This window comes from Streptomyces sp. NPDC028289 (assembly GCF_055565975.1).
This window is the reverse complement of the sequence record NZ_JBVHTI010000007.1, coordinates 468,820-494,384: the sequence shown is the minus strand read 5'-3', so window position 1 is coordinate 494,384 and position 25,565 is coordinate 468,820. Positions and strand designations below refer to the sequence as shown.

Genomic DNA, 25,565 nt, shown 5'->3' with positions numbered 1-25,565 from the left:
TCGCCACTGCAATGCCCCGGAATAACGGGGAGGCGTTCCGGCGGACAGCGACGTGGCTCATTCGACGAGGCCCATGACGGGAGTTCGGGAGCCTCTTCCTCGGCCTTGTACGGCCGGTGGGTACGGTGATCACCCTGCCGTACGTCGCTATGAGGTCCCCGCGAAAAGGCCCATGCCCGGTCGTCCGGTACTTGACACCGGGATTCACGAGACGTCTCCTTGGAGGTAGGAAATGTGCTGCGGCGTGCGCTCGTCGCGGGTGCGCGCACGCACTCGGGTTTGTCAGCGTCCACCGGCATCCGGAGGCTGCTGATGGCGGCCTACGAATATCTGTGCAGCCGATGCGGGCCGTTCGACGTGAGGTTGGCGATCGGGACGGCGCCCAGGACATACGGCTGCCCTGTCTGTGCAGGCGCTGCGAGACGTGTGTACTCCTCGCCCGGACTCACGCTGACCTCGAAAGCGGTCGCCGCCCTCCGTGTCCGGGAGGAGCAGGCGCGTGAGGCCCCGGCAGTGGTCCCTGAACCGCCGCCACGCGGAAGGGTGCGCCCGCACCCCGCACTCTCGCGGCTGCCGCGTCCCTGAAGGCGGTGGTCAGCAAGGCAGAACGTCTCATGCGGGTCCGGCATCGGAACACGACGTCGTTCCCGTAGCGGTGTGCGGAATGCGGAGTCACGCAACGCGGGCCGGGAGCCGCGCCGTGTCCTCGGCAGCTCATCGGCGGTTCCGGCACCACGCGATTCGACTCCTCACGCGAACTGAGGAGGTGCGTCCCCGTGGGAAACGTGGGACTGCTCTTCGTCGGTGCGGTGCTCTTCATGAACGGACTGCTACTGCTCGGAAAGGTCGATACCCGAGCCGGAGCGGTGTTCAACCTTTTCATAGGCGCACTGCAGGTACTGACGCCTACTTACCTCATCTTCACCGCCAACGACGACCCCTTGAAGATCCTGACGGCATCCGGCATCTACCTCTTCGGGTTCACCTACCTCTATGTAGGTGTCAGCCTGCTCGCCGATCTCGACAGCACCGGCGTCGGCTACTACTCGCTGTTTGTGGCAATAGTCGCCCTGGGGTATTCGTTCGTCAATTTCCGGCTCTTGAAGGATTACCCCTTCGGGGTCATCTGGCTCTACTGGGCCTACTTGTGGTTCCTGTTCTTCCTGCTGCTCGGCCTCAAGAAGGACGACCTCAAGATCTATACCGGCTGGGTCACGGCGATCGAAGGCTGGGTCACCGGTGTGATCCCCGCCGGGCTGCTGCTTTCCGGGTACTGGAAGCACCCCACCGAGATCGCCATCGCACTGGCGGTCTTCGGCGTCGTGGTGTTCGCGGGGCTGTGGCCGCGCACCCACAGAACACCCCGGCCGACTTCCGCGGCTCCGCGGGTCGGAGGTGCGGGCGCGCCGACGTGACCGGACCAGAATCTAGGAGTTCTCATGCCTGAAATTCTCTTCAGCGTGGACCACAGCAAGTCGATGCGTGACCAGGCCGTGCCCGGCCACAACAGGTGGCACCCGGACGTCCCCACCGTCGCCATGGTGAAGCCGGGAGCGGAGTTCCGCATGGAGTGCCGCGACTGGACCGACTGCCAGGTCGGCAACAACGACACCGCCAACGACGTACGCGACATCGACCTGACCATCCCCCACATGCTCAGCGGCCCGATAGGGGTGGAGGGCGCCGAACCCGGCGACCTGCTCGTCGTCGACCTCCTCGACCTCGGTCCCGTGCCGCAGCAGACCGGGGACGCGGCGGGACAGGGCTGGGGCTACACCGGCATCTTCGCCAAGGCCAACGGCGGAGGCTTCCTGACCGACTACTTCCCGGACGCCTACAAGGCGATATGGGACTTCCACGGACAGCAGGCCACCTCCCGCCACCTTCCCGGGATCCGCTTCACCGGGATCACCCATCCCGGGCTGTTCGGAACCGCCCCGTCCGCCGAGATGCTCGCCCGCTGGAACGCTCGCGAGCAGGCGCTGATCGACACCGACCCCAACCGGGTACCGCCCCTCGCCGTACCGCCGGACACCACCAACGCACTGGCGGGCACGGCCACCGGAGACCTCGCCAAGCGCATCGCCGCGGAAGGCGCGCGCACGGTGCCGGCCCGCGAGAACGGAGGCAACCAGGACATCAAGAACTTCACGCGTGGTTCGCGGGTCTTCTTCCCCGTGCACGTCAAGGACGCCAAGCTCTCCGGAGGCGACCTGCACTTCAGCCAGGGCGACGGAGAGATCACCTTCTGCGGTGCGATCGAGATGGGCGGCTTCGTCGACCTCCACGTCGACCTGATCAAGGGCGGCATGGAGACGTACGGCATCTCCACCAACCCCGTGTTCATTCCAGGCAACGTCGAGCCGAGGTACACGGAGTACCTCACCTTCATCGGGGTCTCCGTCGACCACGACACGGACACGAACTACTACCTCGACGCGACGCTGGCCTACCGCCGGGCCTGCCTCAACGCCGTCGAGTACTTCAAGAGGTTCGGCTACAGCGGAGAGCAGGCCTACCTGCTGCTCGGCTCCTCCCCCATAGAGGGACGTATCAGCGGCATCGTCGACATCCCCAATGCCTGCTGCTCGTTGTACGTGCCTACCGCCATGTTCGACTTCGAGGTCCGTCCCAGCGCCGCCGGACCGGCGAAGGCCGAGCGAGGCCGGTGCGCGGTGGCCACCGCCTGACCCGATCCCGGCTGCGGCTCCGCGGTCCCGGCGCACGGGTCGCGGAGCATCGGCCGGGCAGCCGGTCCAGCAGCCACTCGCCGAGTTCCCGTGTGACGGGCGTGTGCGGCCTCGTGTCCGGGGAGCAGATGAACTCGTCGTTCTCGCCCGCCGGCCGACCGCTCCAAGCCGGGCTCTTCGTCCGTACGAGGGGACGTTCGGTACACCACCCGCCGCTGCTCGGCCCGTCATGAGTGAGCATTTTCAGCGGTGCCGTTCCAGGGTGAGGACGGCTCGGGCGATTGACGCCTGCGTGCGGCGGGAGCTTGCAGCTGCGGTCGCCCTCACGGGTGACGATGAGCATGGTGACCCACTCGACCAGCGCATGCGGAAGGTCGAGTGCGGCAGGATGTGGAACCAACGAGGCTCCCGCGCCCGCGAGTTGAGGCGTCGAACACCTCCCTCAACGGCACGGGAGCCCTGTCCGTTGCGCACCCCGCCCTCACGCCGGCTCCGCCCCCGATCGATAGCCGCTCCGAAGGGCTCCGTCAATCGCTTGCTCAGACGGGAAGTTCGGTGACGCCGAGGGCGAAGTCCAGGTTCCCCACACCGTGGTTGGCGAGGCCCACCGTGACCACGCCCGCTCCTTCCAGCCAGTGCGCCATTTTCAGGCCGCCGACGTCCAGCGGGCGCATCCCGAGGCTCTCGATGAACGCCTCCACACGTGCCTTGGCCTGCGCGCTGTCGCCGGCGATGAAGACGTCGGGCCGACCCTTCTCCAGGACCTGCCGGAAGACGGTGTTGAACGCCTTCACCACGCCGGCGCCGGCCGGGGCCGCCTTGGCGACCTCCTGCGCGATCGAGGTCTCCTCGCGGTGGGCCAGCCCGTCGAACGTGGAGTTGAAGGGGTTGCTGATGTCGACGATGACCTTGCCCGCGAGGGCGTCTCCGTACCGGGCGACCGTCGGCACGACACCGTCGTACAACAGGGCCACGATGACGATGTCCCCGGCCGGGGCGGTGCCCCATTCACCCGTCGTGGTGCCGCCGCCGAGAACCCTGGCAAGGTCAGCGGCCTTGGACCGATCACGGCCCATGACCTCGACGGTGTTGCCGCCCGCTATCGCCCGCGCGCCGATGGTGCGGGCCATGTTGCCGGTGCCGATGATGCTGATGTTGCTCATGAGATGTCCTGCCCTGGTTGTGTGCTGTCCGGTTCAGAGGGCGGTGGTGCCGCCGTCGGCGACGAGTTCCATGCCGTTGACGTAGCTGGAGTCGTCGGAGGCGAGGAAGAGGGCGGCGGTGGCGATTTCGTCGGGGCGGCCCATCTGGCCGCGGGGGATGAGGGACTCGAACTGGCGCTTGGTGGCCTCGTCGAAGAGTTCTTCCTGCTTGGCGGTGGCGACCTGGCCGGGGGTCAGGACGTTGACGCGGATGCGGCGGTCCTTGAGCTCGTTGAGCCAGACGCGGGCCCATGCCTGCTGGACGGCCTTGCTGCCGGCGTAGACGCTCCAGCCGGGGAAGGCGCCGAGGGAGGCGTTGGAGCCGGTCATGAGGATGGAGCCGCCGTCGTTGAGGAGCGGGAGGGCCTTCTGGACGGTGAACAGGGTGCCGCGGGCGTTGAGCCCGAACCAGGTGTCGAACTGGGCCTCGGTGATCTCGCCGAGCGGGGCGGGCTCGCCGCCGCCTGCGCTGGCCCACAGTACGTCGAGGCTGCCCTTCTCCCGCTTGACGGTGTCGTACAGGCGGTCCAGGTCGTCCAGGTCGGCGGCGTCGCCCTGGACGCCGGTGACGTTACGGCCGATCTGCTTCACGGCCTCGTCCAGGGCGTCCTGGCGGCGGCCGGTGATGAAGACGTGCGCTCCCTCGTCGACGAACAGCTTCGCGCCGGCCAGCGCCATGCCGGTGGTGCCGCCGGTGATGACCGCGACCTTGCCGTCGAGCTTTCCCATAGCCATTCCCTTGGGTCGGTGGTGCCGTGTGCACCTGGGGTGACGGCGTTATGTACACCGCCCTGTGTGCTTACGTTACGGGGCGGGCGGGCGGGAACGCAAACTATGTACACCGGTCGTTACCCAGCTCGGTTACCATGGACCCATGACGGAGTTGGAGAAGGGCCCCACGGGCCGCCGCCGCGGCCGGGGCGCCCGCGAGCGCATCCTCAGCGCGTCCCAGCAGCTGTTCCGCGAGCAGGGCATCAACCGCACCGGCATGGACCAGCTCTGCGCGGCGGCCGAGGTGTCCAAGCGCACGGCCTACCAGCACTTCACCGGCAAGGACGAACTCGTCGCCGAGTACCTGCGCCGGTTCGACCCCTCCGTGCTGTCCGGCGTGTTCGACCGCACCGACCTCACGCCCCGCGAACGGCTCCTCGCCGCCTTCGACATCCCCCCCACCACCCCCCTGTGCCCCTACATCGGCGCCGCCGTGGAACTGAACGACCCCGAGCACCCCGCATCCCAGTACGCGCGCGACTACAAGAAAGCCGTCGCCGCGCGGCTCGCCGACACCGCCCGCGAAGCCGGTGCCGCCGACCCTGAACAGCTCGGCGAACAGCTCGCGCTGCTCATCGACGGCGCCGCGGCCCGCACCCGGGTCCTCAACGCCGACGCCTTCCCCACCGCCGCCGCCATCGCCGCCGTCCTCATCGACAACGCCATCCCCGCCACAGCCGGCGACGACCAGCGACGGGAGGAAGTGCCAAGCTGACGCGGCACTCCGCGGCCGGGCCGTACGCGCTGCCGGTCGCGCGGCTGCACCCGCCGGCACGCGACACCAGCCGCCCGGCAGCCGGCCCGGACCCGCCGGCTTTTACGGAACTGGCCGCCCGCCTGCTGAAGATTGCAGCAGAAGCCGCCGGGGAGACCGGCGCCCCCGAAGGCTTCAGGAGTTCGAGGCCGTCTCCCCGGCCCAGGGCGCTGACGCGCCGCCTGTTCGAACAGACGGCTGATCGCATAAGTCCGTGTGCGGTGGTGCATGAAGAACTCGTACACAGCTGGGAGGTTGAGACTTGCCGGCCCGCTCATCCACTCCGCCGCGGCGCTCTCCTCGCGGGGCGGCACGGCGTTGACTTCTGGACCGAGCCGGCTGAACTATTCACGCTGATCATCAGTGAGCGGCCCATCCGGGCCACGCCAACCCGAAACGAAGGCCAACAGGCGGGCAGCCGGCACGTCCGGCTGAAACCCGCCGTCAGGTTCTGGATCCCACGGGCCGACTCCCGACACCACGAACGGGCCGACTCCCGACACCACGAACGGCAGACCGCCGGCGATCAGCCGACTTGAGCCGTGTCCGCGGCACGTACTTCCAGCCGGTCTCAGGTGCTTCGGGGCCCCTCAGGCAACTGCTGGCCGAAAAGCGGAGCCGGCTCAGAGGTCAGCCGCAACAGCACCACTCCGTCAGGCCCTTGCACTCGCCAGCGCATGATGTACGGGGGGCAATCGAACTACTCAAGCGTGCCTTGAGACGACATCGCCGCCAAGCTGCCACATCTCATAGTTCCCACATTCTGCCGTGATCTGGGCCGTCGACTGAGCCGCAGTGACGAAGTCATCCACTACCGGCGAGGTGTGCGATGCCGCCACCGCGAGGCACACCTGGTCGGGCGCCAGATCCGGGATGGGCACATAGACGACGTCCGGATGCGAGTAGAACACGGACGCCGAACGGGCCAGGAAGGAGATGCCCCGTCCGGCCGCGACATGCTCGAGTGTCTCGTCCACCCCGCGCACGGGGTACCCGGCATTGCGAAGCGGGCGCTTGGTGGGCTGCGTGCTCGGGTCACCGTGCCAGACCAGCGGTTCACCGGCCAGGTCGGCCTCGGTGACCTCCTCTTCGCCGGCAAGCCGGTGTCCGGCGGGCAGTACCGCTACCCGCGGCTCGGTGTACAGCGGGGTGACGCGCAGTCCGGCCTCGTCGATGGGCAGCCGCACATAGCCGACGTCGACGCGGCCGTCGAGCAGCATCGCAGCCTGGTCGTCCCCTTCGATCCGCTGCACGTCCACGACCACGTCCGGATGCCGGTCCTCAAACGCACGGGCCGCCGGGGTGACCGCAATACCGGCCCGGAAACCGACCATCAGCCGCCGCTTGCCGCTGGCGGCCGCGGACACCCGGCGGCGGACCGCGTGGGTTGAGGCCAGCAGCGGACCGGCGTCGGCCAGCAGTTGCCGGCCCGCATCTGTCAGCTCCACGCCGTGGCGATCCCTGGTGAACAGCGAGGCGCCGAGATCCTGCTCGAGCGCGCGGATCTGCCGGCTGAGCACCGGCTGTGCGATGTGAAGCTCATCGGCGGCGCGGCCGAAATGCAGTCGGTCGGCCACGGTGACGAAGTAACGCAGTTTGCGCAGATCCAGATCCATAAAACCCCCAGCCCGGTGATACCTCCAGGGTATCACCACAACTTCAAAAGGTCTTGGACACCCACTCAGACCCGATGGCAGCATGAAAAACAGGCACTCAAGAGCGTCGAAGTGAATTCGACACAAGAATTCGACACCGAATGTGACGGCAGGACCAAAGCCCGGAAAGCAGGAACACCGGTGAGCAGCATCAGTATTATCAGACTGGGAAACATGGCCCGGGCTCTGGCCGGCCGGGCGCTCGCCGGCGGTAACGCCGTCGAGATCATCGGCCGCGACCAGGCCAAGGCCAAGGAATTGGCCGCCACGCTCGGCGGCGCCCCGGTCGGGACGGCCGGGGCCGCCCCGACCGGGGACATCGTGATCCTCGCCGCGCCGTACGCCGGCGCGACGGCGGTGGTGAGGGAGTACGGGGACGCGCTGCGCGGCAGGATCATCGTCGACATCACCAACCCCGTGGCCCCCGACCTGCAGGGCTTCGTCGTCCCCCAGGACAGTTCCGGCGCACAGGAGATCGCCAAGGCGGCTCCCGACGACGCGCATGTCGTCAAGGCTTTCAACGCTGTGTTCTCCCACGTTCTGGCGGCCGGCCCGGCCCAGGACCGCCCTCTGGACGTGTTCATCGCCGGCGACGACGCGCAGGCGAAGGCACGCGTGGCGGCGTTCGTCGAGAGCCTGGGGCTGCGCCCCTGGGACACCGGGGAACTGTTCATGGCGCGGGCATTGGAGAACGTCGGCCTGCTGGAGCTGGGCCTCATGAACCACTCCGTCAAGCACGCCAATTTCTCCCTCGGCATTTCCCTTCTCGGTTGAGCGCACCCCTACCACTACCTCTCGTGCCGCATTACGCCAGTTCACCTGCGGCACGAAAAGACCCTGCACCTACCCTCACAAGGACAGTCAAATGCGCGTATTCGTCGCTGGAGGGACCGGCCATTCCGGTTCGTACATCATCCCCGAGCTCATCGCCGCCGGGCACGAGGTCACCGGCCTGGCCCGGTCGGACGCTTCCGCGGCGGCCCTGTCCGCGCTCGGCGCGAAGGTGCGTCGCGGCGACCTCCAGGATCTCGACGGGCTCAAGGAGGCAGCCGCGGACTCCGACGGCGTCATCCACGTCGCCCACAGGCAGGATCTGCTGCCCTCCGGCGGGCTCGACGCCGTGGCCGCCGCGGAGCTCCCAATCATGCTCGCGTACGGCGAGGCACTCGCGGGAACCGGAAAACCGCTGGTCACGGCGGGAAGCATAGGCTCGCCCGGGAACCTGGAGCGGCCGGCCACCGAGGAGGACCCGGCCCTCCCCGCCGGCGAGGAGCACAAGGGCACCCTGCGGGTCCGCAACGTCGTGGAAAGGGCCGTTGTCGACCTCGCCGAGCAGGGGGTGCGGTCTTCGGTTGTGCGGATCGCCAACATCGCGCACAGCACGACCGATCGTGCCGGCTTCCTCCCCACGCTGATCGCGCTCGCGAAGGAAAAGGGGTTCGCCGGCTACCCCGCCGACGGCGCGAACCTGTGGAACGCCGTGCACATCCGCGATGCCGCCACCTTGTTCCGCCTGGCACTGGAGAAGGGGCCGGCCGGCAAATACTGGCACGCGGTCGCGGACGGGGGCATCCCGTTCCACGACATCGCCGAGGCCATCGCCAGCCGCCTGGGCCTGCCCGCCGTGAGCGTTCCCAACGATGCCCTGATGACGCCGGGGTACTTCGGGTTCCTCACGAATATCGTCACGCAGAGCTACCCGGCGTCCAGCCTCGTCACCCGCCGGACCCTCGGCTGGGAACCGGCCCGGCCCGGCCTGCTCGCCGACATGGACAACGGCCATTACTTCCCCGCCGGCTGACGGCGGGAACCCGGATCGTAACGAGCCCGGCAACCGGCACGTTCCGTTCCTTGGAAGGACGTTGAGATTATGACGACTGTGGGACTCATCGGAAGCGGAAGCATCGGCAGGACCCTCGCGCGACTCGCTGTCGGGGCCGGGCACCAGGTGGTGCTCAGCAACTCGCGCGGTCCCGAAACGCTCGTGGAGACGGCCGAGGAACTGGGGCCGCGGGCGTCCGCGGCGACGAGCGAAGAGGCCGCGGCGGCCGGTGACATCGTCGTGGTCACGGTGCCGGTCAGCGCCTTCCCCCACATGCCCGCCGCGCCACTGGCCGGGAAGACGGTCATCGACACCTGCAACTACGGCCCCGAGCGTGACGGGCACGTCCCCGAGCTCGACAGCAAGTCCCTCACCTCAAGCGAGCTGCTTCTGCGGTACGTCCCGGACGCCCTGCTCGTAAAGGCGTTCAACAACATCTTCTTCAAGCACCTGCTGTCACTCGCCCGCCCGGTAGGGGCGGCCGACCGCTCCTACCTGCCGATCGCCGGGGACTCCGCACCGGCGAAGGCGGCGGTGACCGAATTCATCGACTCCATCGGCTACAGCGTGGTAGACGCGGGAATGCTGGCCGACAGCTGGCGGCAGGCGACGGGCACGCCGGTGTGGGGAACACCGTACGGGCCGTACTCGAACGAGAAGGGCCAGCCGGTCGGCGAGGACGCCATCCGCGCGGCACTGGCCACCGCAACGCGGTAACCGTCCGGCCGTGCCCGCCAGTCGCGCGGCTGCACCCGCTGGTATGCGACACCAGCCGCCCGGCACCTGGCACGGACCTGCTGGTCGAGTCCGAGACCGGCATCCTCGTCGTCAACCAGCTGACCCTGGGGCCGGCCGGCGAGATGACCCTGCCCCTCGCGGGCGTGTACGGGTGTCCCGCCGACGAACGCTACGTCCTTGACCTGGCCTTCATCCGGGAGCCCGAACCGGACGACGAGGATGACGACTGACAGCCCGCGCTCGCGGGGCTCCGCTGCCCGCTGTCACTGCCCGAGTTGAGAGGCCAGGAACACCGCCGCCACGGAGGGCCGGGCCGCGTACGTTGCTCCTGCGCTGCCTTCACGGGCCTCCCACCAGTAGAACGGGTAGCGCCGCCCACTGTTGCTGTGTGCCTTGCTCATTCCCGACAGCACACCTGCCACGACGCGAGCGGGATCGCCCTCGCGCGGCCCTGCCAGAACCTTGTCCACCAGTTCTGTGCAGTGGATCATCCGGCCAGGGTTGCGCACCAAGTACTCGAATACCTGCCGGGCCTGCGGCGCGAGTTCGGCCAGGAACGTCGCAGCGCGCTCCAGGTCCTCCGGCCCCCATTCCGGGGCACCGTAGTGCCCCTCTTCACCGGAGTGCTCAGCCCAACGCGGATCAGCTTCAGCCAGATACACCGTCACCTATGCCTCCAGGCCGTCTTGGGCGCACCATTCTGCCTGTCTACAAAGGCACGTTGGGACTCTGCGCGCCCCTTCACGGCTGAACACGACGACAGCCCCCCGGGCAGAGTGCGAGTCAGACGCGGGGCGGCCACGGCCGGGTGGAACCGGGGTCCGCAGGGGTGAACGTGCCGGACTCCGGCCCGGACAGGGAGTCCGCAGGTCACACCTGTGGTCGCCCTCGCCTTGCTCCTGAAAAGGTCGTAGGACTCGGTGGGTTGTCTCTTTCAGCCCGCGCTTGTCCATGCATCGGGGCGGGGCACCAGCACCGCGGAGACCACCGCATGGGACGAGGCCATGACATCGCCGACGAATCGCAGGCGCCCCAGGTCGAGTCGGCGGAGTGCCGGACCGTGGTCGGCGGCGACGACGAGAGAGACCGCGAGCAGAAGAAGTCGCCACAGGGTCATCACCGGGCGGCGCACGGCGTGGGGCAGCTCCACCATGGAGGCGTACAGCCGCTCGCAGTGGAACGGCACGTGACGCTCCTCGTCGGACAGGATCCGCCCCGCCACCTCCGAAGTGAGCGCATCGCCGGTGCCATCGCGCAGCGCCCGGTAGTAACGCAGTGCCACTACTTCCGCGATCATCAGCACCAGCAATTCCAGGCGCAGGCCCATGAGACGCCGCAGCCGTACGAAGACCGTGTCGCTCCAGTGCCCGGTCAACGTCGGCATGCCTCCCGCGGCCAGCAGCCGAGCAAGCAGACGGGCGTGGTTCTGTTCCTCGGCGATGAAGAGCCGGACGGCCTGCCCGTAGTCGGCGTCGCCGGCCTGGTCCGCCTTGCTGACGAGGTTGGCGCCGTCACCGTCCTCGCCGACCTGGAATCGCTGGATGCTGGCCCACACTGCCGGATGCAGCGTCGCGTTCTGCCCCCAGTCCGGATCACCCTGGGCACGCCTGCGCTCGCGCTCGTCCTCGAACCGCCTTGTCCACTTGGCGAAGCCGCCCGTATGCACCCGGTCTCCCCTCCCCGGAACACGGCCACCGTGCCCCGGAGAGGGACGACGCAGGCGGACACCAAACCGTTCCACGGCTGCCAGGCGCCCACAGCTCCTTCCTGTTCCTGCGCAGCGGGTCCATGTGGCTCATGGCTTCGCGCTGGGTGGCCTGCGCGACGTGCGTGTACACGTCCATGGCGGTGAGGAAGAGTGCGGCCGCCTCGTCGATGAACGGGGGCGATGAGGGTGGGGCGTTGAGTGTCGGGCAGACCCCGTCTGCCGGAGGTGGTCTCCTCGCCGGGGGCATCCGGGGCGATGCCCTGACGGGCCTTGGTCAGGCCGTATCGGTCCGCCCTTTCGGGCTCACGGCGATCCCCCTACCTCAGAGGGAGGATCACACGCCCCAAGCAGGACGGCCACGGAGGCTCCCCGAGAACCACCGCTGTCAGACCCTTGCGCCATGCTCTGCCCATGCTGATTGCGACGAACGCTCAGGGGCACGCGGTGAAGCGCCCCTCCAAGACGGCGATAGGCACGATGCTCGCGAACCTGGGACAGGGCGACCACCTGATCCTTGAACGGCAGGATGAGGACCGCGAAGGCGACTGGTACATCCAGGTGCTGTACCGCGACAACAACACCTACCAACTGGAGTACCGGGACGGTGTCGCCGCAGAGCACTACCAAACCCTGACCGTCTCCCAGGACAAGGCCCGTGAGGCCCTCCTCGACTGGGCGGCCGACGAACCGGACTGGCGAGACGGCTTCACGTGGAACAACATCGGCGCCATGTTCGCCGCCCCGGTGGTTGAGGCCACGGATCAGCCCACCGACTAGCGTCCGCCCAACGTGCGATCAGGTCGCCGACCGCACGTAGGCGTCCGCCGCCATGACCGTGTCGCACACCTCGACCGCCCGCCCGTCGGTGTCGAAGGCGGTCCGGATCAGGTGGATCACGGGCATGCCGGCCGCGAGGTGGAGGGTCTTGACCTCGGAGGGCGAGGGCATCCGGGCGCGGATCTCCTCCTCGAACTGGTCAAGGCGGTCCGCGGTGTGCCCCAGGGTGTCGCACAGGTGGACAATCAGCCAAGTTGGCGTGAACGCAGTACGCTCCCGCTATCCATCGTGGTGCCTGCGGCGGGGCTCGACCGGCAGGCCTGATTTTCCTGGGGACTACATGCGCTCAATCGCCATAGGTGCCGCTCTGTCCGGCGCCCTGGCACTCGCCGTCGCAAGCGCTCCGACGGCTCAGGCCGACGAGTCGTGGGGCGGCGACACGACGATCACCAGCGTCACGGTCAACGGCGGCAAGCCCATCGTGGTCGGCATCTCCAACAAGGTCACCTTCTCGGCTTCGGTGACCGCCACCGATCCGGACGGCATCGAAACGGCCCGCGTGTTCGTGTGGCACGGCGGCCCCAAGGAAGAAGACACGGACATGACGGTGCCGTTCGGCCGTCCTACGTGCACGGCCGTCGACGCCGCGACGAAGACCTGCGTCGTCCCCTTCACCCTCAACCCCCGCGACCTGCGGAAGAACTCTTGGGCCGGGCAGTGGAAGGTCGGCGTCGACGCCTTCGACAAGGGCAACGGCGGCATCTCCCTGGATGCCTACAAGTACACGAACATCCAGCGCTACTCGAAGCTCAGCGTCAACGCTTCGCCGGAGCCGGTCGCCAAGGGCAAGAGCATCACCGTCACCGGCAAACTGACCCGCGCCAACTGGGAGACCCACGACTACCGTGGCTACACCGACCAGCCGGTCAAGCTGCAGTTCCGCAAAGCGGGAACGGACACCTACACGACGGTCAAAACCGTGTACACCAACGGCACCGGCACCCTGAAGACCACCGCGACAGCCGCCGGCGACGGCTACTGGCGCTACTACTTCTCCGGCACCAGCACGACCGCGGCGGTCAAGACCGCCGGGGACTACGTAGACGTGCGGTAGGGAAAAGGCCCCGGACCGATCATGGTCCGGGGCCTCCGACATCCGCGTCGGGCATCAACGGCGCTGGTCGCTGACGACCGGGGTGCCTTCCGAGCAGTCGGTCCGATGGGACTCATGACCGCAGGCCGGGTTCCCTGTCCGACGTGCGTGCACACGTCCCTGGGGACGTTGATCCGGGAGTGACCGAGGATCTCCATCACCACGCGGGCACGGCTCCTGTCGAAGGGTGTGGAGTGACTCGGGGCGCACCCAGGACGGGCGCGCCCTTGTGTAACTGCGGTGACCGCTACCGAACCACGATGATCACGCTGCCCCCGTTCACGAATCGGTGATCGAAGCGGTTGTCGAAGCGGTTGTCGAAGCGGTGATCGAAGCGGTTGTCGAAGCCGTTGCCGAAGCAGAACCCCGGGTGATTGAAGCAGAACCCCGGGTGGTTGAAGCGGAACCCGCCGTGGTCGGAGCAGTGCCAGTCGTTGTTGCCGAAGCACCAATCGGTGGGCGCCTGAGTGTGCACGGCAGGGGCTGCTGCGGCCGTGCCGGCTGCGCTGATCGCAGCGCCGCCGGCCATCAGAATGCTGGCAGCGAACGTCGCGCCGAGACGCCTCGCGCGTTGTGCTCGCATGATGGATACACCCTTCCTTCCGACGTCTCGCGCGACTCTCGGTGGCACGAGATGGATGGCTGCAGCCGCGGAGCACGTCCCGCATCCAAGATCCCGCTGTACTGGACCGGCCGATCAGGTGCGCACTCCCAGAATGCGGCCTAATTCCAGTACGTCTGAAACGTCCTTTTGGATTGCCTCCAGGCGGACCGGCCGGGTAGTGCCGGCGAGATCCACAGCAGTCGAGTCGCTCGCGATACCGGGTCGGGCGCGGCCGAGGCTGGAGCGCGCGCCAGGTTCGTGACGCGCATCCGGCGGACGTACTCCGGCGACGACGGGCGGCCCCTGGAGGCGGCGGACGTCGGTGCCCACGGCCCACTGCGAGATCGCCTACGGGATCCCGATCAACAGGTAGCCCTGTCCAGGGTTCTCCGTACGGCCGACGGACCTGCCGGGCATTGCGGCGGTGTGCGGACCGGCACACGTGGTGGCAGTGGGCGGGCCGGCCGGACGATCCGCTGGAAATCCGCCCGGTTCCGGAGCTGTTTCGCTGACGGCAGGCCGGTGAGATGCCGGCTCAGGTCCGGTCCGCATACGCGATCCTCCGACCAGCGACCGGCGCGAAAAGCGGGGCGGTCTGCCGCCCTGGCCCAGCTGGTACAAAGCCAGGGGCTGTGGCCGAGGGTACGTCGGGTACATGATGATCCAATGACTTCTTGGCTGAGCACCCGGAGCACATGGCTGCTCGTAGTGCTCTTGTGGGCCATCACACTGACAGCCACCTTGATCGGAATTGCGTTCGATCGAGCCTTCCTCGAACGCCTCCCACCAACGCCTTTCGCCTCTCACCTCCCTATGGCAGTGGGCGGCACTTTCTTCGTCGCCGTCGCCGGCGCTGGAGGCTTGCGTCGCAGACGACGGCAGTAGAGCCGACGAGAGGGAGTCGGTTTCCGACCCGTAGCGAAGTACAGCAGGGGCTCGACGCCCCAGACGGACAGCAGCCGCACGCGCCGAAGCCGGCGTGCAAAGACACGTGCCGGGGAAGCCAGCCGCCGTAGCCGCGTACGGAGCGCCGGCTCAGGACAGGGAGACATCCGGCTCGCCGGCACTCTGGACCCCGGTTGCGCGTGCATGGCCGGCCTGTTCCCCGAGGAGCTGCTGTCGGCACCGACAGCGTCCTGGACGCTTTCGAGGCCGAGTGCGCTTTCGAGACCGACGAGCGCGAGCAGCTGTGCCTCTACATCGGCGAAACCCTCGCCGCGCAAGGGGTAGATGTCACGGCCCTGACCGCCAGGCACGGACTCGGCCGGTACGAACTCACCGATCAGTGGCGGGGTTGGTGAGCAGGAGACGGCCAAGCCCGTGCCGGCCGCCTGTACTCACTGCACATGCTCGCGGTTTCCCCAGCCGGCGGCGCCCGCACAGTCACGAGACGCCCTGTTGCCGATCAACGGTCAGACTGTCGGCGATCACCCGCTGAGGGGGTCCCGCGATCCGGCGATCAGAAGGAGACGGTGAGTCCCACCTGGTGGTACTGGCCGACGGTGCCCAGGACCTCGTCCTTGACCGCGCCGAGCTGGGACACGAGGTCCGAGCTGCTGATCGCCGTGGGGCCGGCGGTGATGCCGATCTGCGGGCTCAGGCCACCGGAGACGGTGTCGAGCTCGGCGTCGGAGATTTCAAGGGTCTGAACCTGGGGAGCGGAGTTCATGATGCAACTGCCCTTCGTATGGATGTTCCACAAGGGGGCGCGGCCGAGCTGGGGACAGACGATCGGCCGCGACCGCGGCCCGCACCATCCTTTTCCGGACTCCTTGGCGCGATCCCGGCGGCGCGAAGGATCAAACCACGGAGAGTGCCCGGCATCCAGTCGGTCGTTGCTCCCAGCAGGGCGGTTGAAGCGGTCGGCCACTCATCCGTGCCTGCATGCACACGAATTGAGGGCAGCTTCTCTACACGTAGTACTGCACATTGAGACCGGCAGGTGTTGCCACGTCTGCTCCGACCCGGACAACTCCGCATCAACCGAACTCACCTGTGCGGCAGTTGCGCCTTCGCTGTGCAGATCCAGGGTTCCCCCCCGGCGGCATTGGTCAGGGGGAGGCCGGGACGTCGATGGTGAAGGCGTCGCGGAAGGCGTCGAGGGCGGTGTCGGAGTCGTCGCGGGCCCAGCCTTCGAGGCCGATGACGCCGACGTAGCCGAGGCTGTGGAGGGCGCGGGCGATGGCGGGGTAGTGGATCTCGCCGGTGCCCGGTTCGCAGCGGCCGGGGACGTCGGCGACCTGGATCTCACCGATGAACGGCAGCGCCTGGCGGCAGAGTTCGACGAGGTTTCCCTCGCCGATCTGGGCGTGATAGAGGTCCAGGTTCATCCGGAGGTACGGGCTGTCCACGGCCCGGACGAGGGTGAGGGTGTCGGCGGCGCGGGCGAAGGGCGTGCCCGGGTGGTCGACGGCCAGGTTGAGGTTCTCGAGGGTGAAGACCCGGCCCGCGGCCTCGCCCAGTTCCGCGACGCGCCGCAGGGTGTCGGCGGCCGTGAGCCACATGTCCGGGGTCACGGTCTCGACGGGGCGGACGGGGAGGCCCTTGTCGTCGAGGCCGGTGCCGTGCAGGTTCAGGCGGGGGCTGTCGATCCGGGCCGCGGCCTCCAGGGAGGTGCGGGCGGAGGAGAGCAGGGCTTCGATGCCGTCGGGGTCGGTGAGGCTGCCGGTGAGGTAGCCGGTCATGGAGGAGAAGGTCGCGCCGGTGGCGGCCAGGGCGTCGAGGTCCTTGGCCGACCAGTCCCAGATCTCCACCTGGAAGCCGCGCTCGGCGATCCGGGCCACCCGTTCGGTGAACGGGCGGTCCCGGTAGAGCATCTCGGCGCTGGCGGCCAGGACGAAGGGGGAGGAGGTCGGGGTCATGCGGTCACCTCGGCGATCGTGACGGGGCGGTCGGTCTCCACGCCGCGGATCGCCGCGAGGGCGAAGGACGGGGCGCGGCGGGCGTCGTGGCCGGTGACGGCGAACCGCGTGACGGCTGCCGGCGTGACGGCGAACCGCGTGACGGCGACCGGCGTGACGGCGAACCGCGTGACGGCTGCCGGCGTGACGACGAACGGCGTGACGGCGAACCGCGTGACGGCGACCGGCGTGACGGTGGCCGCGGTCACGCCGGGGATGTGCCGCGCGACGAACGCCGCACGGTACGACCCGATGCGGCCCGCGCCGATCGTGGCCGGCCGCGGCGTGTGGAGCTCGGGGCGCAGTCGGCCGGGGGGATTGTCAGCGACGACCATGCCGGTGGCTCCCGAGGACTAGTACGTTCTAGTCTGGAAGGTAGGCGCACACCGGGAAGTCGGTCAAGGGGTCGATATGCTCGGCTCAAGGCCGTCGGGACCGGCGACGGGACCGCATTCGACCAGGTTGGGAGCGGTGACGTGAGGGAGTCGGACGACGACGCCCGCGGCAGCGCCGGGCAGTCGCCCCCCGCGCAGGCCCCTGCCGACGCCACGCGCGAGGGACGACCCGGCGCCACGCGCAAGGCGCGCCCGACCATGGCGGACGTGGCACGGGCCGCCGGTATCTCCACCGCCCTGGTCTCGATCGTGATCCGCGGTGTCCCCGGCGCCAGTGACGAGACCCGCCGGCGCGTGCTGCGGATCGCCGACGAACTGGGATACGTCCCCGACCAGCGCGCCCAGAAGCTCCGGCGGTCCAGTTCGCGGGTACTCGGCGTTGTCTTCGAGCTCCAGCAGCCCTTCCACGGCGACCTCGTCGAGCACCTCTACGCCGCCGCGGCACGGCACGGCTACGAGGCGGCGATCAGCGCGGTGGCCCCCAGCCGTGCGGAGTCCACGGCGGTCAACGCCCTGCTCCGGGAGCGCTGCGAGGCCGCCGTCCTGCTGGGCAGCCGTTTGTCCGACGAGGAACTCGAACGCCTGGCCCGGCGGCTGCCGACCCTCCTCGTCGCCCGCCGCAGCGGACTGGCGAGCGTGGGCTCCGTCCGCGGTGACGACATGGTGGGCATCCGGCTCGCGGTCGACCACCTCGTCGGCCTCGGTCACCGGCGGATCGCGCACATCGACGGCGCCGGCGCCCCGGGCAGCTCCGACCGCCGGCTCGGCTTCCTCCAGGGGATGGCGGACCACGGGTTGGCCGATTCCGCCGACGTGCTCGCGGGCGGCCTGACCGAGGAGGCCGGCGCGGAGGGCATGCGCTACCTGCTGGACCGTCGGGTGCCGCCGCCCACGGCCGTGATCGCCTTCAACGACCGGACGGCCACCGGCGTTCTGAACGTCCTCGCGCATCGGGGCCGCAACGTGCCCGGGGAGATCTCCGTGGTCGGCTACGACGACTCGCGGCTCGCGAAGATGCCCCACGTGCAGATGACCACCGTCTCCCAGGACGCGGCCGGCATGGCGGACGCCGCCGTGACCGCCGCGCTGGACCTGATCAAGGGCGGCACCCCGCAGGAGACCGTGCTCACCCCCCGCCTGGTGGAGCGCGCGACGACCGGCCCGGCGCCTCGCCGAGACCCCCTCCTATAACGTTCTAGGACAGATGTGCGGACTCGCCGCTCCGGCTCCCGGCAGCGGTTCGAATATCAGGTCACAATTGGTGATCATTCGGACGCGGGAGGTCAGCATGTCCATGTTGCTCATCACCGGCTCGTACGGGGTCCTCGGCGACCGGCCCGACGGAGACACCGTCCACTTCACTCCGCATGACCCGGGGTTCCTGTGCGAGGTCCCCGGCGGGCATCGCGTCAAGCGGGACGAGAACGGCGGGGCCTCGCTCCGGCTGGACGGGATCGACGCCCTCGAGACCCACTACAAGGGCGCCGGACCCGATGACGTCCACCAGCCGCTGGGCCTGGGCGCGCATGCCGCCAGGGACGAGCTGCTGAGCTGGCTGGGCTTCACCGACGTCGTGCAGGACGCCGAGGAGAAGGTCACGGCTTCGACCCCGAAGACCGTGCCCGGCTACATCCTCACCTCCGGTGCCGACGTCTACGGCCGCTGCGTCGCGCTGCTCGGGTGCGGCGCCCCGCCGCAGGTCGGCAATCCCCCGAAGCCCGCGAGGAGCGGCGCCCGGATCGACGTCACCGTCGACATGCTGCACCAGACCGCCAATCACCACCTGCTCTCCCTCGGCCTGGTCTACCCCACCTTCTACAGCGACCTCCCCCAAGTGCTGCGGGCGGACATGGCGGCCACCACGCAGCGGGCCAGGGCGGCCGTGGCCGCCAACGGCGTCTGGGCGCACGACGTGACGATCAGCGGCGTAAAGGTCGAAAGCCTGGCGTCGCTCACCGAGGATCTGGTGATCGTGCCCAAGCTGTTCCGCCGCGTCGCCGACTACATCCGGCTCTTCGGTCCCTCCCTCGCCTGTCTCCCCGCCTATCTGGCCGGCGGCGCGGACGAGTTCTTCGTCCCCGGCCGGCGCGACAGCATCGTCGGCCTCCAGCACGTGGTCGAGGTCACCAACGGCACGTTCCGGATGACCCGCCCGATCGAAGACCTCGTCTTCGTCGAGAAGTAGGGAAGCAGGAGCGACGCCCGCGCTCATTTCGGCCCTCCTCGCGGAGCGCCCCGTACCGCTCTGCCCACCTCCGTGCGCAGTGCCACGAATCCGGGGGAGCTGCGGGTGGTGATCTGGTCCCGGTCGGGCGGCAGGGCGACCGGGAGGTCGCGGACGACGCGGGAGCCGGGGCCCGGGGAGAGGACGACGACGCGGTCGCCGACGTACACGCTCTCGTCGATGTCGTGGGTGACGAAGACGATGGTCGTGTCGTCGGTGCGATGGACCTGGAGGAGGAGGTCCTCCAGGTCCTCGCGGGTACCCGCGTCCAGGGAGCCGAACGGCTCGTCCATGAGGAGCAGGGAGGGCCGGCAGACGAGGGCGCGGGCGATGGCGACGCGTTGCTGCATGCCGCCGGAGAGTTCCCTGGGGTGGCGGCGGGCGGCGCCGTGCAGTCCGACGCGTTCGAGGATCGTCTCGGCCTCGGCGCGGCGGGCGGCGCGGGTGAGGCCCCGGCGGCGCAGCGGGAGGGCCACGTTGTCGCGGACGGTGAGCCAGGGCAGGAGCGAGCGGCCGTACTCCTGGAAGACGACCGCGAGGTGGTCCGGTACGCCGGTGACCGGTGTGCCGTCGATCGTGACGGTGCCCTGCTGGGCGGGCAGAAGTCCGGCGATGGTGCGCAGCAGTGTGGACTTGCCGCAGCCGGACGGGCCGACCACGCTGAGGAGCTGGCCGTCGGGCACGGTCAGGCTGATGCCGTCCAGGACGTGCTGGTCGCCGAAGTGCCGGCTGAGGGAGTCGAGGCGCAGCATCCCCTCACCCGGTCCCGGTGTCGTAGAGGGTGTCCGTGCCGTCGGCCACCGCGACGTGCAGGAGGAAGGGGCCGGCGTCGTCGCCGCGGCCCAGGGCGTGATCCAGGGCGGCCGGCAGCTCGCCGGGGTGCTCGGCGCGGGCCGCGGGGCAGCCGAAGGAGGCCGCGAGGCCCGCGAAGTCGATGCCCGCGATGTCCGTGCCGGGGACGGGTGCGACCCCGATACGGCGGCCCAGCGCGCGGACGGCCGAGTAACCGCCGTTGTCCAGCAGGACGTAGGTGACCGGTGCCGTGTGGCGGGCGGCGGTCCACAGGGCCTGCACCGAGTACAGCGCCGAGCCGTCCCCGACCACGCACACCACCCGGCGCCGGTCCGCGAGGGCCCGGCCCACCGCGAGCGGCAGGCCCCAGCCGAGCGCCCCGCTGCCCGTGGTGAGGAAGCCGCCGCCGGCCGCGACGGGCACGCGCGCGTGCAGCGTGTCCCGGTGGCTCGGCGCCTCCTCGACGAGGACGCGGTCGCGTGGCAGCCGGGTGTGCAGGAGGTCGAAGAGCAGGTCCGGGGTGACGGGTCCGTCGGCGCGGGCCGGGGGCGGTGCCGGGCGGGGCGGCGGCGGGGCGCGGTCGGGGTCCCGGAGCAGTCCGGCGAGCCGCGCCAGCGCGGGCCGCAGGGTGGTGACGATGCTGGTGCCGGTGGGCAGCCAGGCGGCCTGGGCGGGGTCGCAGTCCAGGTGGAACAGTTCGGTGCCGGGTGCGAGCGGCGGGCCGCCGTCCGCCACGTGGTAGGTGAACAGCGGTGCTCCGAGGGCGACTACGACGTCGTACGGCGCGAGACGCTCGGACAATCGGCGGGCGACCGGTGGCAGGAAGCCCTGGAAGAGGGGGTGTGTCTCGGGGAAGCCGGAGCGGCCGGAGAGGGGGCTGATCCACACGCCGGCGCGGAGCCGCTCGGCGAGCGCGCGGACCGGTTCCAGCGCGTCCTCGTCGTCCACTCCGGGACCGACCACGAGTGCCGGGCGTGCGCAGGTCGCCAGCCGGGCGGCGAGCGCGGCCAGGACGTCCGGGTCGGCCGTGAACCCCGAATGCACGGTACGCGGGGTGACGGGCTCGGCGGGCCGGTCCCAGTCGTCCTCGGGCACGGACACGAAGACCGGGCCGCGTGGTGGCGTCATCGCGAGCCGGTGGGCCTCGGCGAGCGCTGCCGGTACGTCCTCGGCCCGTTCCGGCTGGCGCGCGGACTTCACGTACGGGCGCGGGAACAGGGCCGGTTCGTCGGCGCCGAGGAACGGCCGCAGCTGGAGCAGCGAGCGCGCCTGCTGACCCGCCACGATCACCAGCGGCACCCGGTCGCGGAAGGCGTTGAAGACCGCGCCGAGCGCGTGCCCCACCCCGCCGGCCGAGTGCAGGCTGACGAACGCGGCCCGCCGGGTGCCGAGCGCGTGACCGGCCGCCATGCCGACGGCGACGGACTCCTGCAGGCCCAGCACATAGGCGAAGTCGTCCGGCCAGTCGCGGAACATCCGCAGCTCCGTGGAGCCCGGATTGCCGAAGACCGTGGTCATGCCGGTGTCGCGCAGGAGTCGTACGACCGCCTCGCGCACCGTGGTCGTCGTCATGCCGTCCTCCCTGCGGGCCGTCCCTGGCCGACGAGTCGCTTCTCGACCGCCAGCAGTCCGGTGTTGAGGAGATACCCGAGTGCGCCGAGCAGCAGCAGCGCCGACCACACCGTGAGCAGGTCGGAGCGGGTCTGGGCGTCGGTGAGCGTGAACCCGATGCCGTCGGCGCTGCCCGGCAGCAGCTCCGAGAAGACCATGAGGATCAGGGACAGGGAGAGGCTGAGCCTCAGTCCCGCGAAGATCCGGGGCAGTGCCGAGGGCAGGATCAGGAACCACAGCCGCTCGGGCGCCGTCAGCCGCAGCACGGCCGCCACCTGGAGCCGCAGCGGATCGGTGGCGCGGGCGCCCTCCGCCGAGTTGACCAGCACCGGCCACACGGCGCCGAACACGATCGACGCCACCTGCATGGGCGTACCGACGTCGAAGACGACGACGAACACCGGCACCAGCGCGGGCGGCGGCACGGCCCGCGCGAACTGGAGCACCGGGTTGCACAGCGCGTACGCCCGGCGTGAGCGGCCCACCGCGATCCCCAGGGCGATCCCTGCGACGGCGGCGAGTGTGAAGCCGGCCGCCATCCGGCCCAGGCTCGGCAGGATGGTGCCGACGGCGTCCGAGGTGAGGAACAGCCGGTGGGCGGGGCCCGAGAACCACAGGTCGCGGGCGTGCCGGGCGATCCGCAGCGGCGGCGGGAAGTACACGTTGTGCCGGGCCCGGGCGGCCGCCTCCCAGCCGAGGACGGCGCCGAGGAACACCGACCAGCGCAGGAGGAAGGGGACGGCGGCGGCGCGCGGCGACGGCTGTGTCTGCGGCTCTGCCTGTGGACGCGTGCGCGTCTGCGGCTGCGGCTGCGTCATGGGCGGCTCCGCCGCAACTTCGCCGCCTGCGGGCGGGGTTCCCGGGTCCAGGCGAACAACCGCCGCTCCGTGCCGACCAGTACGCCGTTGATCACCAGCCCGATGCCGCCCGCCCACACCACCCCGGCCAGCACGTCCCGCGTGCCGTCGGTCCCGCTCTGGGCCTGGGCGATGAAGATGCCGAGGCCCTGGCCGAAGCCGGCGAGGATCTCCGTCGCGACGGCGAGGATCAGGGCGACCGCGGCCGAGATCCGCACGCCGGCGGCGATGAACGGGGCGGTGGCCGGGAGGTCCACCCGCAGCAGCACCGCGAGCCGGCCGAACCCGAAGGCGCGCAGGGTGTCCCTGGCCAGCGGGTCGGTCTCGCGGAGGCCGTAGACGGTGTTGAACAGCACCGGCCACAGCGAGGCGTAGGCGATCAGCGTCACCTCCGTCTCCGTGCCCGCCCCGAGCAGCAGGGACACCAGCGGGATCAGCGCGACGGACGGCAGGGGCCGCAGGAACTCGATCACGGCGCGGGCGGCGGCCTCCACCACCGGCACCGTGCCCAGCAGGAGTCCCAGCGGCACCGCGAGCGCGCAGGCGAGGCCGAGACCGAGCGCCCACGCCCGCAGGGTCGCCCCGACGCCGTCGAGAAAGGCCGGGTCGCCCGCCAACCGGACCGCGCGGACGAGGACTTCGGATGCGGGCGGCAGGTAGCTGCGCCGGACGATCCCGGCGCGGGACACCGCCTCGCAGATCCCGAAGGCGGCCGCCGCGCCGAGCAGGCCCAGCAGGAGCTCCTGGCGCCGGGTCACGTCACGCCTTGTTATTTCACGCCTGGTCACTTCATGCCTGGTCACTTCACGCCTGGTCATTTCGCGCCGGGCCATGTCACGCTCGGTCATTTCACCAGCAGGGGTGCCGGGTCGATGTCCTTCGTCAGCAGTCCCTGGGCGCGCATGAGCCGGACGAGCCGACGCAGGGCGGCCGGATCGGCGGTCGGCGGGTAGGCCGGGAGGTGGATCGACCTGGCCTGGTCCGAGGTCACCTTGGTGTACTCGGGCAGTTCGGTGCGCACCGCCGCCGGGTCCCGGGCGGCCAGCTCGGAGGCCGCCTCGACGGCGCGCCGGAAGCCCGCCGCCGCCTTCGGGTTCTTCTTCACGAAGGCGGCCGTGGTGATGTACCCGCTGGCGGGCAGGCCGTTCGCCGGCCCGGAACCGGCGTCGAGCAGCACCCGCGCGCCCAGTTCGCCCTGGATGGCCGTGTCGAAGGGCTCCACCGCGTGTACGGCGTCCACCTGGCCCCGCTGCAGGGCCGGGCCCATCTGCGGGAACAGGATCTGCCGGTAGACGGGCCGTCCGGCGTGCCGGGCGTCGAGGATCGCGTTCAGGGTCAGGGACTGGATGTTGTTCAGGACGGCGACGGCGACCTTCTTGCCGGCCAGGTCCGCGGGGGACTTCAGGGCGGAGTCCCTGGGCACGAGGACGTCCATCATGTGCGGGGAGATCCGCACGCCCTCGGCGAGGATGCGCAGGTCCAGGGTGCCCTTCTCGTACGCCTGGAAGTAGGTGACGTAGTTCGCGCTGGCGATGACGTCCACCTGGCCCTTGAGCAGGGCGGGCAGCGCCTGGATGCTCTGCTGGACGGTCTGGATGCGCACGTCCAGGCCCTCCTTGGCGAACAGCCCGCGGTCCCGGGCCAGATAGAGGGCGGCGGAGTCGGTGAGCGGCAGTGCCGCCACGGTCAGCTGCTGCCGGCCGTCGTCCGAGTGCGGTGTGCCGCCGCTGTCGCAGCCCACCAGGATCAGCGCCGCGGCGGCGACGAGCCCGGCGAGGCGCTTGGTTCGCGAACGTGCTCGACGTAATCGACGTGAAGGCATGTCGGCATGCCTACCCGAAATTGTCATGATCGCTACAGACTCGGGGTGGGTTTCGGGGTCTTCGGAGAAATACGAACCGAGCGCCGGGGAGCCGCGCACGCCGGGCGAGGGGGCGTACAGCAGGGGCGTGGGGGCGTGCGGCCGTGACCGCGACCACGCCGGTCGTCCGCGGGGGCTCCGTCGGGCGCCGCCGTCGCAGGGGCTCCGGGAAAGGAGCCGAGCACCCCACCGCGCGGCGCTGACCAGGCGGTACGGCATCGCCCGCAGCACACGGCGGCTCCGGCCGCCACCCGGCGCCGGCGCGTCCGCCACGCCCGGCTCTCGAGATGCGGCCACTGGCTGCTGCTGGCTACGCTCTCTGGGTGGCCGGGTGACGACGCCCCGAGGCCATGGCGCAGCGGCCGCCCCGTCCCGCCCCCGGAAACGAAGAATTCCGCAGTCCAGGCCTCTGCAGTGTTCACGCCTCCACGGGAGGAAGGTTGCGATGAGGTTCACTCGCATGCGCACGCGCACAGCAAAGGCCACGGCGACAGCCCTGGTCGTCATCGCGTCGGCGCTGGCAGGTACGGCGCCGCAGAGCCACGCACAGGACGCGTCCCCCAGCCCCTCGGGCACCTTCGGCAACGGCTGCGCGGGGCTCGCCCAGAAGGCCGGCACGGCCAAGGACAAGGTCGTGGAGGCCGCGGCCGCGTATCCGCAACTCAGTCATCTGGTCTCCGCCGCGGTCAGGGCGCATCTGAACGGCGCCCTCGACGAGAAGCCCGACATCACCGTCTTCGCCCCCAACGACCAGGCCTTCCAGTCGGTGACCGTCGCGCAGTTCGCCTCGTTCCTCGCCGACCAGGGGCAGTTGAAGAAGGTGCTGACCTACCACGTCGTGGACCAGCGCATCACCCCGGACGAACTCTCCCACGGCTCCTTCAAGACGCTGGAGGGCAGCAAGCTCACCACGTCGGGCTCGGGCACCGACTTCAAGGTCAACGGCAAGGCGAACATCGTCTGCGGCAACATCCAGGCCGCGAACGCCACGATCTACGTCATCGACCAGGTTCTCCAGCCGCCGTCCTGACTCCGCTCCCGGAGCCGCGTA

General features: G+C 69.9%; 26 protein-coding genes and 2 pseudogenes. 12 read left to right on the top strand and 16 right to left on the bottom strand.

Going from position 1 to position 25,565, the window contains the following annotated elements; all coding sequences use genetic code 11:
* Nucleotides 1–312: 312 nt before the first annotated feature.
* The 3 genes from ACZ4UV_RS35445 (at nucleotide 313) to fmdA (ending at nucleotide 2,690) form a co-directional block, all read left to right on the top strand.
* Nucleotides 313–585 carry an FmdB family zinc ribbon protein gene (locus tag ACZ4UV_RS35445; protein WP_390048981.1) on the top strand — a complete coding sequence of 91 codons (273 nt, stop codon included), beginning with the start codon at nucleotides 313–315 and terminating at the stop codon, nucleotides 583–585.
* 191 nt (nucleotides 586–776) lie between these two features.
* A complete protein-coding gene (locus ACZ4UV_RS35440; protein ID WP_390048983.1) occupies nucleotides 777–1,415 on the top strand; it encodes an AmiS/UreI family transporter in 639 nt (212 codons plus the stop codon).
* Nucleotides 1,416–1,439: 24 nt separating this feature from the next.
* A complete protein-coding gene (gene fmdA, locus ACZ4UV_RS35435; RefSeq protein ID WP_451021608.1) occupies nucleotides 1,440–2,690 on the top strand; it encodes a formamidase in 1,251 nt (416 codons plus the stop codon).
* A gap of 292 nt (nucleotides 2,691–2,982) precedes the next feature.
* On the opposite strand, the pseudogene ACZ4UV_RS35430 reads toward fmdA, so the two are convergent.
* The 3 genes and pseudogenes from ACZ4UV_RS35430 to ACZ4UV_RS35420 all read right to left on the bottom strand — a co-directional run.
* Nucleotides 2,983–3,090, bottom strand: a pseudogene (locus ACZ4UV_RS35430) (IS5/IS1182 family transposase); the annotation flags it as partial.
* Nucleotides 3,091–3,229: 139 nt separating this feature from the next.
* Entirely contained in the window at nucleotides 3,230–3,853 is a 624-nt protein-coding gene (locus ACZ4UV_RS35425) for an NADPH-dependent F420 reductase (protein WP_451021607.1), read from the bottom strand.
* Between the two features lie 33 nt (nucleotides 3,854–3,886).
* Nucleotides 3,887–4,621 carry an SDR family NAD(P)-dependent oxidoreductase gene (locus tag ACZ4UV_RS35420; RefSeq protein ID WP_451021606.1) on the bottom strand — a complete coding sequence of 245 codons (735 nt, stop codon included), beginning with the start codon at nucleotides 4,619–4,621 and terminating at the stop codon, nucleotides 3,887–3,889.
* Nucleotides 4,622–4,766: 145 nt separating this feature from the next.
* Between ACZ4UV_RS35420 and ACZ4UV_RS35415 the strand changes: the two genes are divergently transcribed.
* Entirely contained in the window at nucleotides 4,767–5,378 is a 612-nt protein-coding gene (locus ACZ4UV_RS35415) for a TetR/AcrR family transcriptional regulator (RefSeq protein ID WP_467843580.1), read from the top strand.
* 743 nt (nucleotides 5,379–6,121) lie between these two features.
* Here the strand turns inward: ACZ4UV_RS35415 and ACZ4UV_RS35410 are convergent.
* A complete protein-coding gene (locus ACZ4UV_RS35410; RefSeq protein ID WP_451021147.1) occupies nucleotides 6,122–7,033 on the bottom strand; it encodes a LysR family transcriptional regulator in 912 nt (303 codons plus the stop codon).
* 180 nt (nucleotides 7,034–7,213) lie between these two features.
* Between ACZ4UV_RS35410 and ACZ4UV_RS35405 the strand changes: the two genes are divergently transcribed.
* The 3 genes from ACZ4UV_RS35405 to ACZ4UV_RS35395 all read left to right on the top strand — a co-directional run bounded on the left by ACZ4UV_RS35405 (nucleotide 7,214) and on the right by ACZ4UV_RS35395 (nucleotide 9,611).
* Nucleotides 7,214–7,846: an NADPH-dependent F420 reductase gene (locus ACZ4UV_RS35405; protein ID WP_467843576.1), complete on the top strand. Its 633-nt coding sequence runs from the start codon at nucleotides 7,214–7,216 to the stop codon at nucleotides 7,844–7,846.
* A 91-nt stretch (nucleotides 7,847–7,937) separates the two neighbouring features.
* Complete coding sequence (locus ACZ4UV_RS35400; RefSeq protein ID WP_467843573.1) at nucleotides 7,938–8,873, top strand: SDR family oxidoreductase; 936 nt, start codon at nucleotides 7,938–7,940, stop codon at nucleotides 8,871–8,873.
* 78 nt (nucleotides 8,874–8,951) lie between these two features.
* Complete coding sequence (locus tag ACZ4UV_RS35395; protein WP_467843892.1) at nucleotides 8,952–9,611, top strand: NADPH-dependent F420 reductase; 660 nt, start codon at nucleotides 8,952–8,954, stop codon at nucleotides 9,609–9,611.
* Nucleotides 9,612–9,895: 284 nt separating this feature from the next.
* Here ACZ4UV_RS35395 and ACZ4UV_RS35390 read toward each other — a convergent pair whose 3' ends face one another.
* Nucleotides 9,896–10,300, bottom strand: coding sequence for a DUF6416 domain-containing protein (locus tag ACZ4UV_RS35390; RefSeq protein ID WP_451021150.1), 405 nt, complete (start codon nucleotides 10,298–10,300; stop codon nucleotides 9,896–9,898).
* A 266-nt stretch (nucleotides 10,301–10,566) separates the two neighbouring features.
* Nucleotides 10,567–11,298, bottom strand: coding sequence for a ferritin-like domain-containing protein (locus ACZ4UV_RS35385; RefSeq protein ID WP_451021151.1), 732 nt, complete (start codon nucleotides 11,296–11,298; stop codon nucleotides 10,567–10,569).
* Nucleotides 11,299–11,751: 453 nt separating this feature from the next.
* Here ACZ4UV_RS35385 and ACZ4UV_RS35380 point away from each other — a divergent pair, with 453 nt between their 5' ends.
* Nucleotides 11,752–12,117 carry a hypothetical protein gene (locus ACZ4UV_RS35380; protein ID WP_451021152.1) on the top strand — a complete coding sequence of 122 codons (366 nt, stop codon included), beginning with the start codon at nucleotides 11,752–11,754 and terminating at the stop codon, nucleotides 12,115–12,117.
* Between the two features lie 18 nt (nucleotides 12,118–12,135).
* Here the strand turns inward: ACZ4UV_RS35380 and ACZ4UV_RS35375 are convergent.
* Nucleotides 12,136–12,348 (bottom strand): annotated as a pseudogene (locus ACZ4UV_RS35375) (UTRA domain-containing protein); the annotation flags it as partial.
* A gap of 109 nt (nucleotides 12,349–12,457) precedes the next feature.
* On the opposite strand from ACZ4UV_RS35375, the gene ACZ4UV_RS35370 reads away from it, so the two are divergent.
* Nucleotides 12,458–13,231, top strand: coding sequence for a calcium-binding protein (locus ACZ4UV_RS35370; RefSeq protein ID WP_451021153.1), 774 nt, complete (start codon nucleotides 12,458–12,460; stop codon nucleotides 13,229–13,231).
* 286 nt (nucleotides 13,232–13,517) lie between these two features.
* Here ACZ4UV_RS35370 and ACZ4UV_RS35365 read toward each other — a convergent pair whose 3' ends face one another.
* From ACZ4UV_RS35365 to ACZ4UV_RS35350, 4 genes are all read right to left on the bottom strand, one after another.
* Nucleotides 13,518–13,853: a hypothetical protein gene (locus tag ACZ4UV_RS35365; protein ID WP_467843568.1), complete on the bottom strand. Its 336-nt coding sequence runs from the start codon at nucleotides 13,851–13,853 to the stop codon at nucleotides 13,518–13,520.
* A gap of 1,480 nt (nucleotides 13,854–15,333) precedes the next feature.
* Nucleotides 15,334–15,543 carry a hypothetical protein gene (locus ACZ4UV_RS35360; RefSeq protein WP_390049004.1) on the bottom strand — a complete coding sequence of 70 codons (210 nt, stop codon included), beginning with the start codon at nucleotides 15,541–15,543 and terminating at the stop codon, nucleotides 15,334–15,336.
* Nucleotides 15,544–15,925: 382 nt separating this feature from the next.
* Nucleotides 15,926–16,735 carry a TIM barrel protein gene (locus tag ACZ4UV_RS35355; RefSeq protein WP_467843564.1) on the bottom strand — a complete coding sequence of 270 codons (810 nt, stop codon included), beginning with the start codon at nucleotides 16,733–16,735 and terminating at the stop codon, nucleotides 15,926–15,928.
* Nucleotides 16,732–17,109: a hypothetical protein gene (locus ACZ4UV_RS35350; RefSeq protein WP_467843562.1), complete on the bottom strand. Its 378-nt coding sequence runs from the start codon at nucleotides 17,107–17,109 to the stop codon at nucleotides 16,732–16,734. Before ACZ4UV_RS35350 ends, ACZ4UV_RS35355 begins: the two co-directional genes overlap by 4 nt.
* Nucleotides 17,110–17,250: 141 nt before the next feature.
* On the opposite strand from ACZ4UV_RS35350, the gene ACZ4UV_RS35345 reads away from it, so the two are divergent.
* Nucleotides 17,251–18,360, top strand: a complete 1,110-nt coding sequence (locus ACZ4UV_RS35345; protein WP_467843559.1) for a LacI family DNA-binding transcriptional regulator — start codon at nucleotides 17,251–17,253, stop codon at nucleotides 18,358–18,360.
* Nucleotides 18,361–18,457: 97 nt separating this feature from the next.
* A complete protein-coding gene (locus ACZ4UV_RS35340; protein WP_451021326.1) occupies nucleotides 18,458–19,354 on the top strand; it encodes a nuclease in 897 nt (298 codons plus the stop codon).
* Nucleotides 19,355–19,377: 23 nt separating this feature from the next.
* Here ACZ4UV_RS35340 and ACZ4UV_RS35335 read toward each other — a convergent pair whose 3' ends face one another.
* The 5 genes from ACZ4UV_RS35335 to ACZ4UV_RS35315 all read right to left on the bottom strand — a co-directional run bounded on the left by ACZ4UV_RS35335 (nucleotide 19,378) and on the right by ACZ4UV_RS35315 (nucleotide 24,475).
* On the bottom strand, nucleotides 19,378–20,145 hold the full coding sequence (locus ACZ4UV_RS35335; RefSeq protein ID WP_451021327.1) for an ABC transporter ATP-binding protein: 768 nt from the start codon (nucleotides 20,143–20,145) through the stop codon (nucleotides 19,378–19,380).
* A 4-nt stretch (nucleotides 20,146–20,149) separates the two neighbouring features.
* Nucleotides 20,150–21,757 (bottom strand): benzoylformate decarboxylase, encoded by a 1,608-nt coding sequence (gene mdlC / locus ACZ4UV_RS35330; RefSeq protein ID WP_451021328.1) that lies wholly within the window; start codon nucleotides 21,755–21,757, stop codon nucleotides 20,150–20,152.
* Nucleotides 21,754–22,614, bottom strand: coding sequence for an ABC transporter permease (locus tag ACZ4UV_RS35325; protein ID WP_467843553.1), 861 nt, complete (start codon nucleotides 22,612–22,614; stop codon nucleotides 21,754–21,756). Before ACZ4UV_RS35325 ends, mdlC begins: the two co-directional genes overlap by 4 nt.
* Nucleotides 22,611–23,411 (bottom strand): ABC transporter permease, encoded by an 801-nt coding sequence (locus ACZ4UV_RS35320; protein ID WP_467843550.1) that lies wholly within the window; start codon nucleotides 23,409–23,411, stop codon nucleotides 22,611–22,613. The genes ACZ4UV_RS35325 and ACZ4UV_RS35320 overlap by 4 nt, the downstream gene beginning before the upstream one ends.
* Nucleotides 23,412–23,497: 86 nt before the next feature.
* Entirely contained in the window at nucleotides 23,498–24,475 is a 978-nt protein-coding gene (locus ACZ4UV_RS35315; protein WP_451021331.1) for an ABC transporter substrate-binding protein, read from the bottom strand.
* Nucleotides 24,476–24,974: 499 nt separating this feature from the next.
* Between ACZ4UV_RS35315 and ACZ4UV_RS35310 the strand changes: the two genes are divergently transcribed.
* Nucleotides 24,975–25,544 (top strand): fasciclin domain-containing protein, encoded by a 570-nt coding sequence (locus ACZ4UV_RS35310; protein WP_451021332.1) that lies wholly within the window; start codon nucleotides 24,975–24,977, stop codon nucleotides 25,542–25,544.
* Nucleotides 25,545–25,565 lie beyond the last annotated feature (21 nt).

Excerpts from the sequence above, each read along its gene's own strand:
- fmdA (WP_451021608.1), top strand. The coding sequence starts at position 1,440 with ATGCCTGAAATTCTCTTCAGCGTGGACCACAGCAAGTCGATGCGTGAC.
- ACZ4UV_RS35360 (WP_390049004.1), bottom strand. The coding sequence starts at position 15,543 with ATGAACTCCGCTCCCCAGGTTCAGACCCTTGAAATCTCCGACGCCGAG.
- mdlC (WP_451021328.1), bottom strand. The coding sequence starts at position 21,757 with ATGACGACGACCACGGTGCGCGAGGCGGTCGTACGACTCCTGCGCGAC.
- ACZ4UV_RS35410 (WP_451021147.1), bottom strand. The coding sequence starts at position 7,033 with ATGGATCTGGATCTGCGCAAACTGCGTTACTTCGTCACCGTGGCCGAC.
- ACZ4UV_RS35340 (WP_451021326.1), top strand. The coding sequence starts at position 18,458 with ATGTCCATGTTGCTCATCACCGGCTCGTACGGGGTCCTCGGCGACCGG.
- ACZ4UV_RS35310 (WP_451021332.1), top strand. The coding sequence starts at position 24,975 with ATGCGCACGCGCACAGCAAAGGCCACGGCGACAGCCCTGGTCGTCATC.
- ACZ4UV_RS35335 (WP_451021327.1), bottom strand. The coding sequence starts at position 20,145 with ATGCTGCGCCTCGACTCCCTCAGCCGGCACTTCGGCGACCAGCACGTC.
- ACZ4UV_RS35355 (WP_467843564.1), bottom strand. The coding sequence starts at position 16,735 with ATGACCCCGACCTCCTCCCCCTTCGTCCTGGCCGCCAGCGCCGAGATG.
- ACZ4UV_RS35350 (WP_467843562.1), bottom strand. The coding sequence starts at position 17,109 with ATGGTCGTCGCTGACAATCCCCCCGGCCGACTGCGCCCCGAGCTCCAC.
- ACZ4UV_RS35315 (WP_451021331.1), bottom strand. The coding sequence starts at position 24,475 with ATGCCTTCACGTCGATTACGTCGAGCACGTTCGCGAACCAAGCGCCTC.
- ACZ4UV_RS35415 (WP_467843580.1), top strand. The coding sequence starts at position 4,767 with ATGACGGAGTTGGAGAAGGGCCCCACGGGCCGCCGCCGCGGCCGGGGC.
- ACZ4UV_RS35370 (WP_451021153.1), top strand. The coding sequence starts at position 12,458 with ATGCGCTCAATCGCCATAGGTGCCGCTCTGTCCGGCGCCCTGGCACTC.
- ACZ4UV_RS35325 (WP_467843553.1), bottom strand. The coding sequence starts at position 22,614 with ATGACGCAGCCGCAGCCGCAGACGCGCACGCGTCCACAGGCAGAGCCG.
- ACZ4UV_RS35365 (WP_467843568.1), bottom strand. The coding sequence starts at position 13,853 with ATGCGAGCACAACGCGCGAGGCGTCTCGGCGCGACGTTCGCTGCCAGC.
- ACZ4UV_RS35420 (WP_451021606.1), bottom strand. The coding sequence starts at position 4,621 with ATGGGAAAGCTCGACGGCAAGGTCGCGGTCATCACCGGCGGCACCACC.
- ACZ4UV_RS35445 (WP_390048981.1), top strand. The coding sequence starts at position 313 with ATGGCGGCCTACGAATATCTGTGCAGCCGATGCGGGCCGTTCGACGTG.
- ACZ4UV_RS35380 (WP_451021152.1), top strand. The coding sequence starts at position 11,752 with ATGCTGATTGCGACGAACGCTCAGGGGCACGCGGTGAAGCGCCCCTCC.
- ACZ4UV_RS35400 (WP_467843573.1), top strand. The coding sequence starts at position 7,938 with ATGCGCGTATTCGTCGCTGGAGGGACCGGCCATTCCGGTTCGTACATC.
- ACZ4UV_RS35425 (WP_451021607.1), bottom strand. The coding sequence starts at position 3,853 with ATGAGCAACATCAGCATCATCGGCACCGGCAACATGGCCCGCACCATC.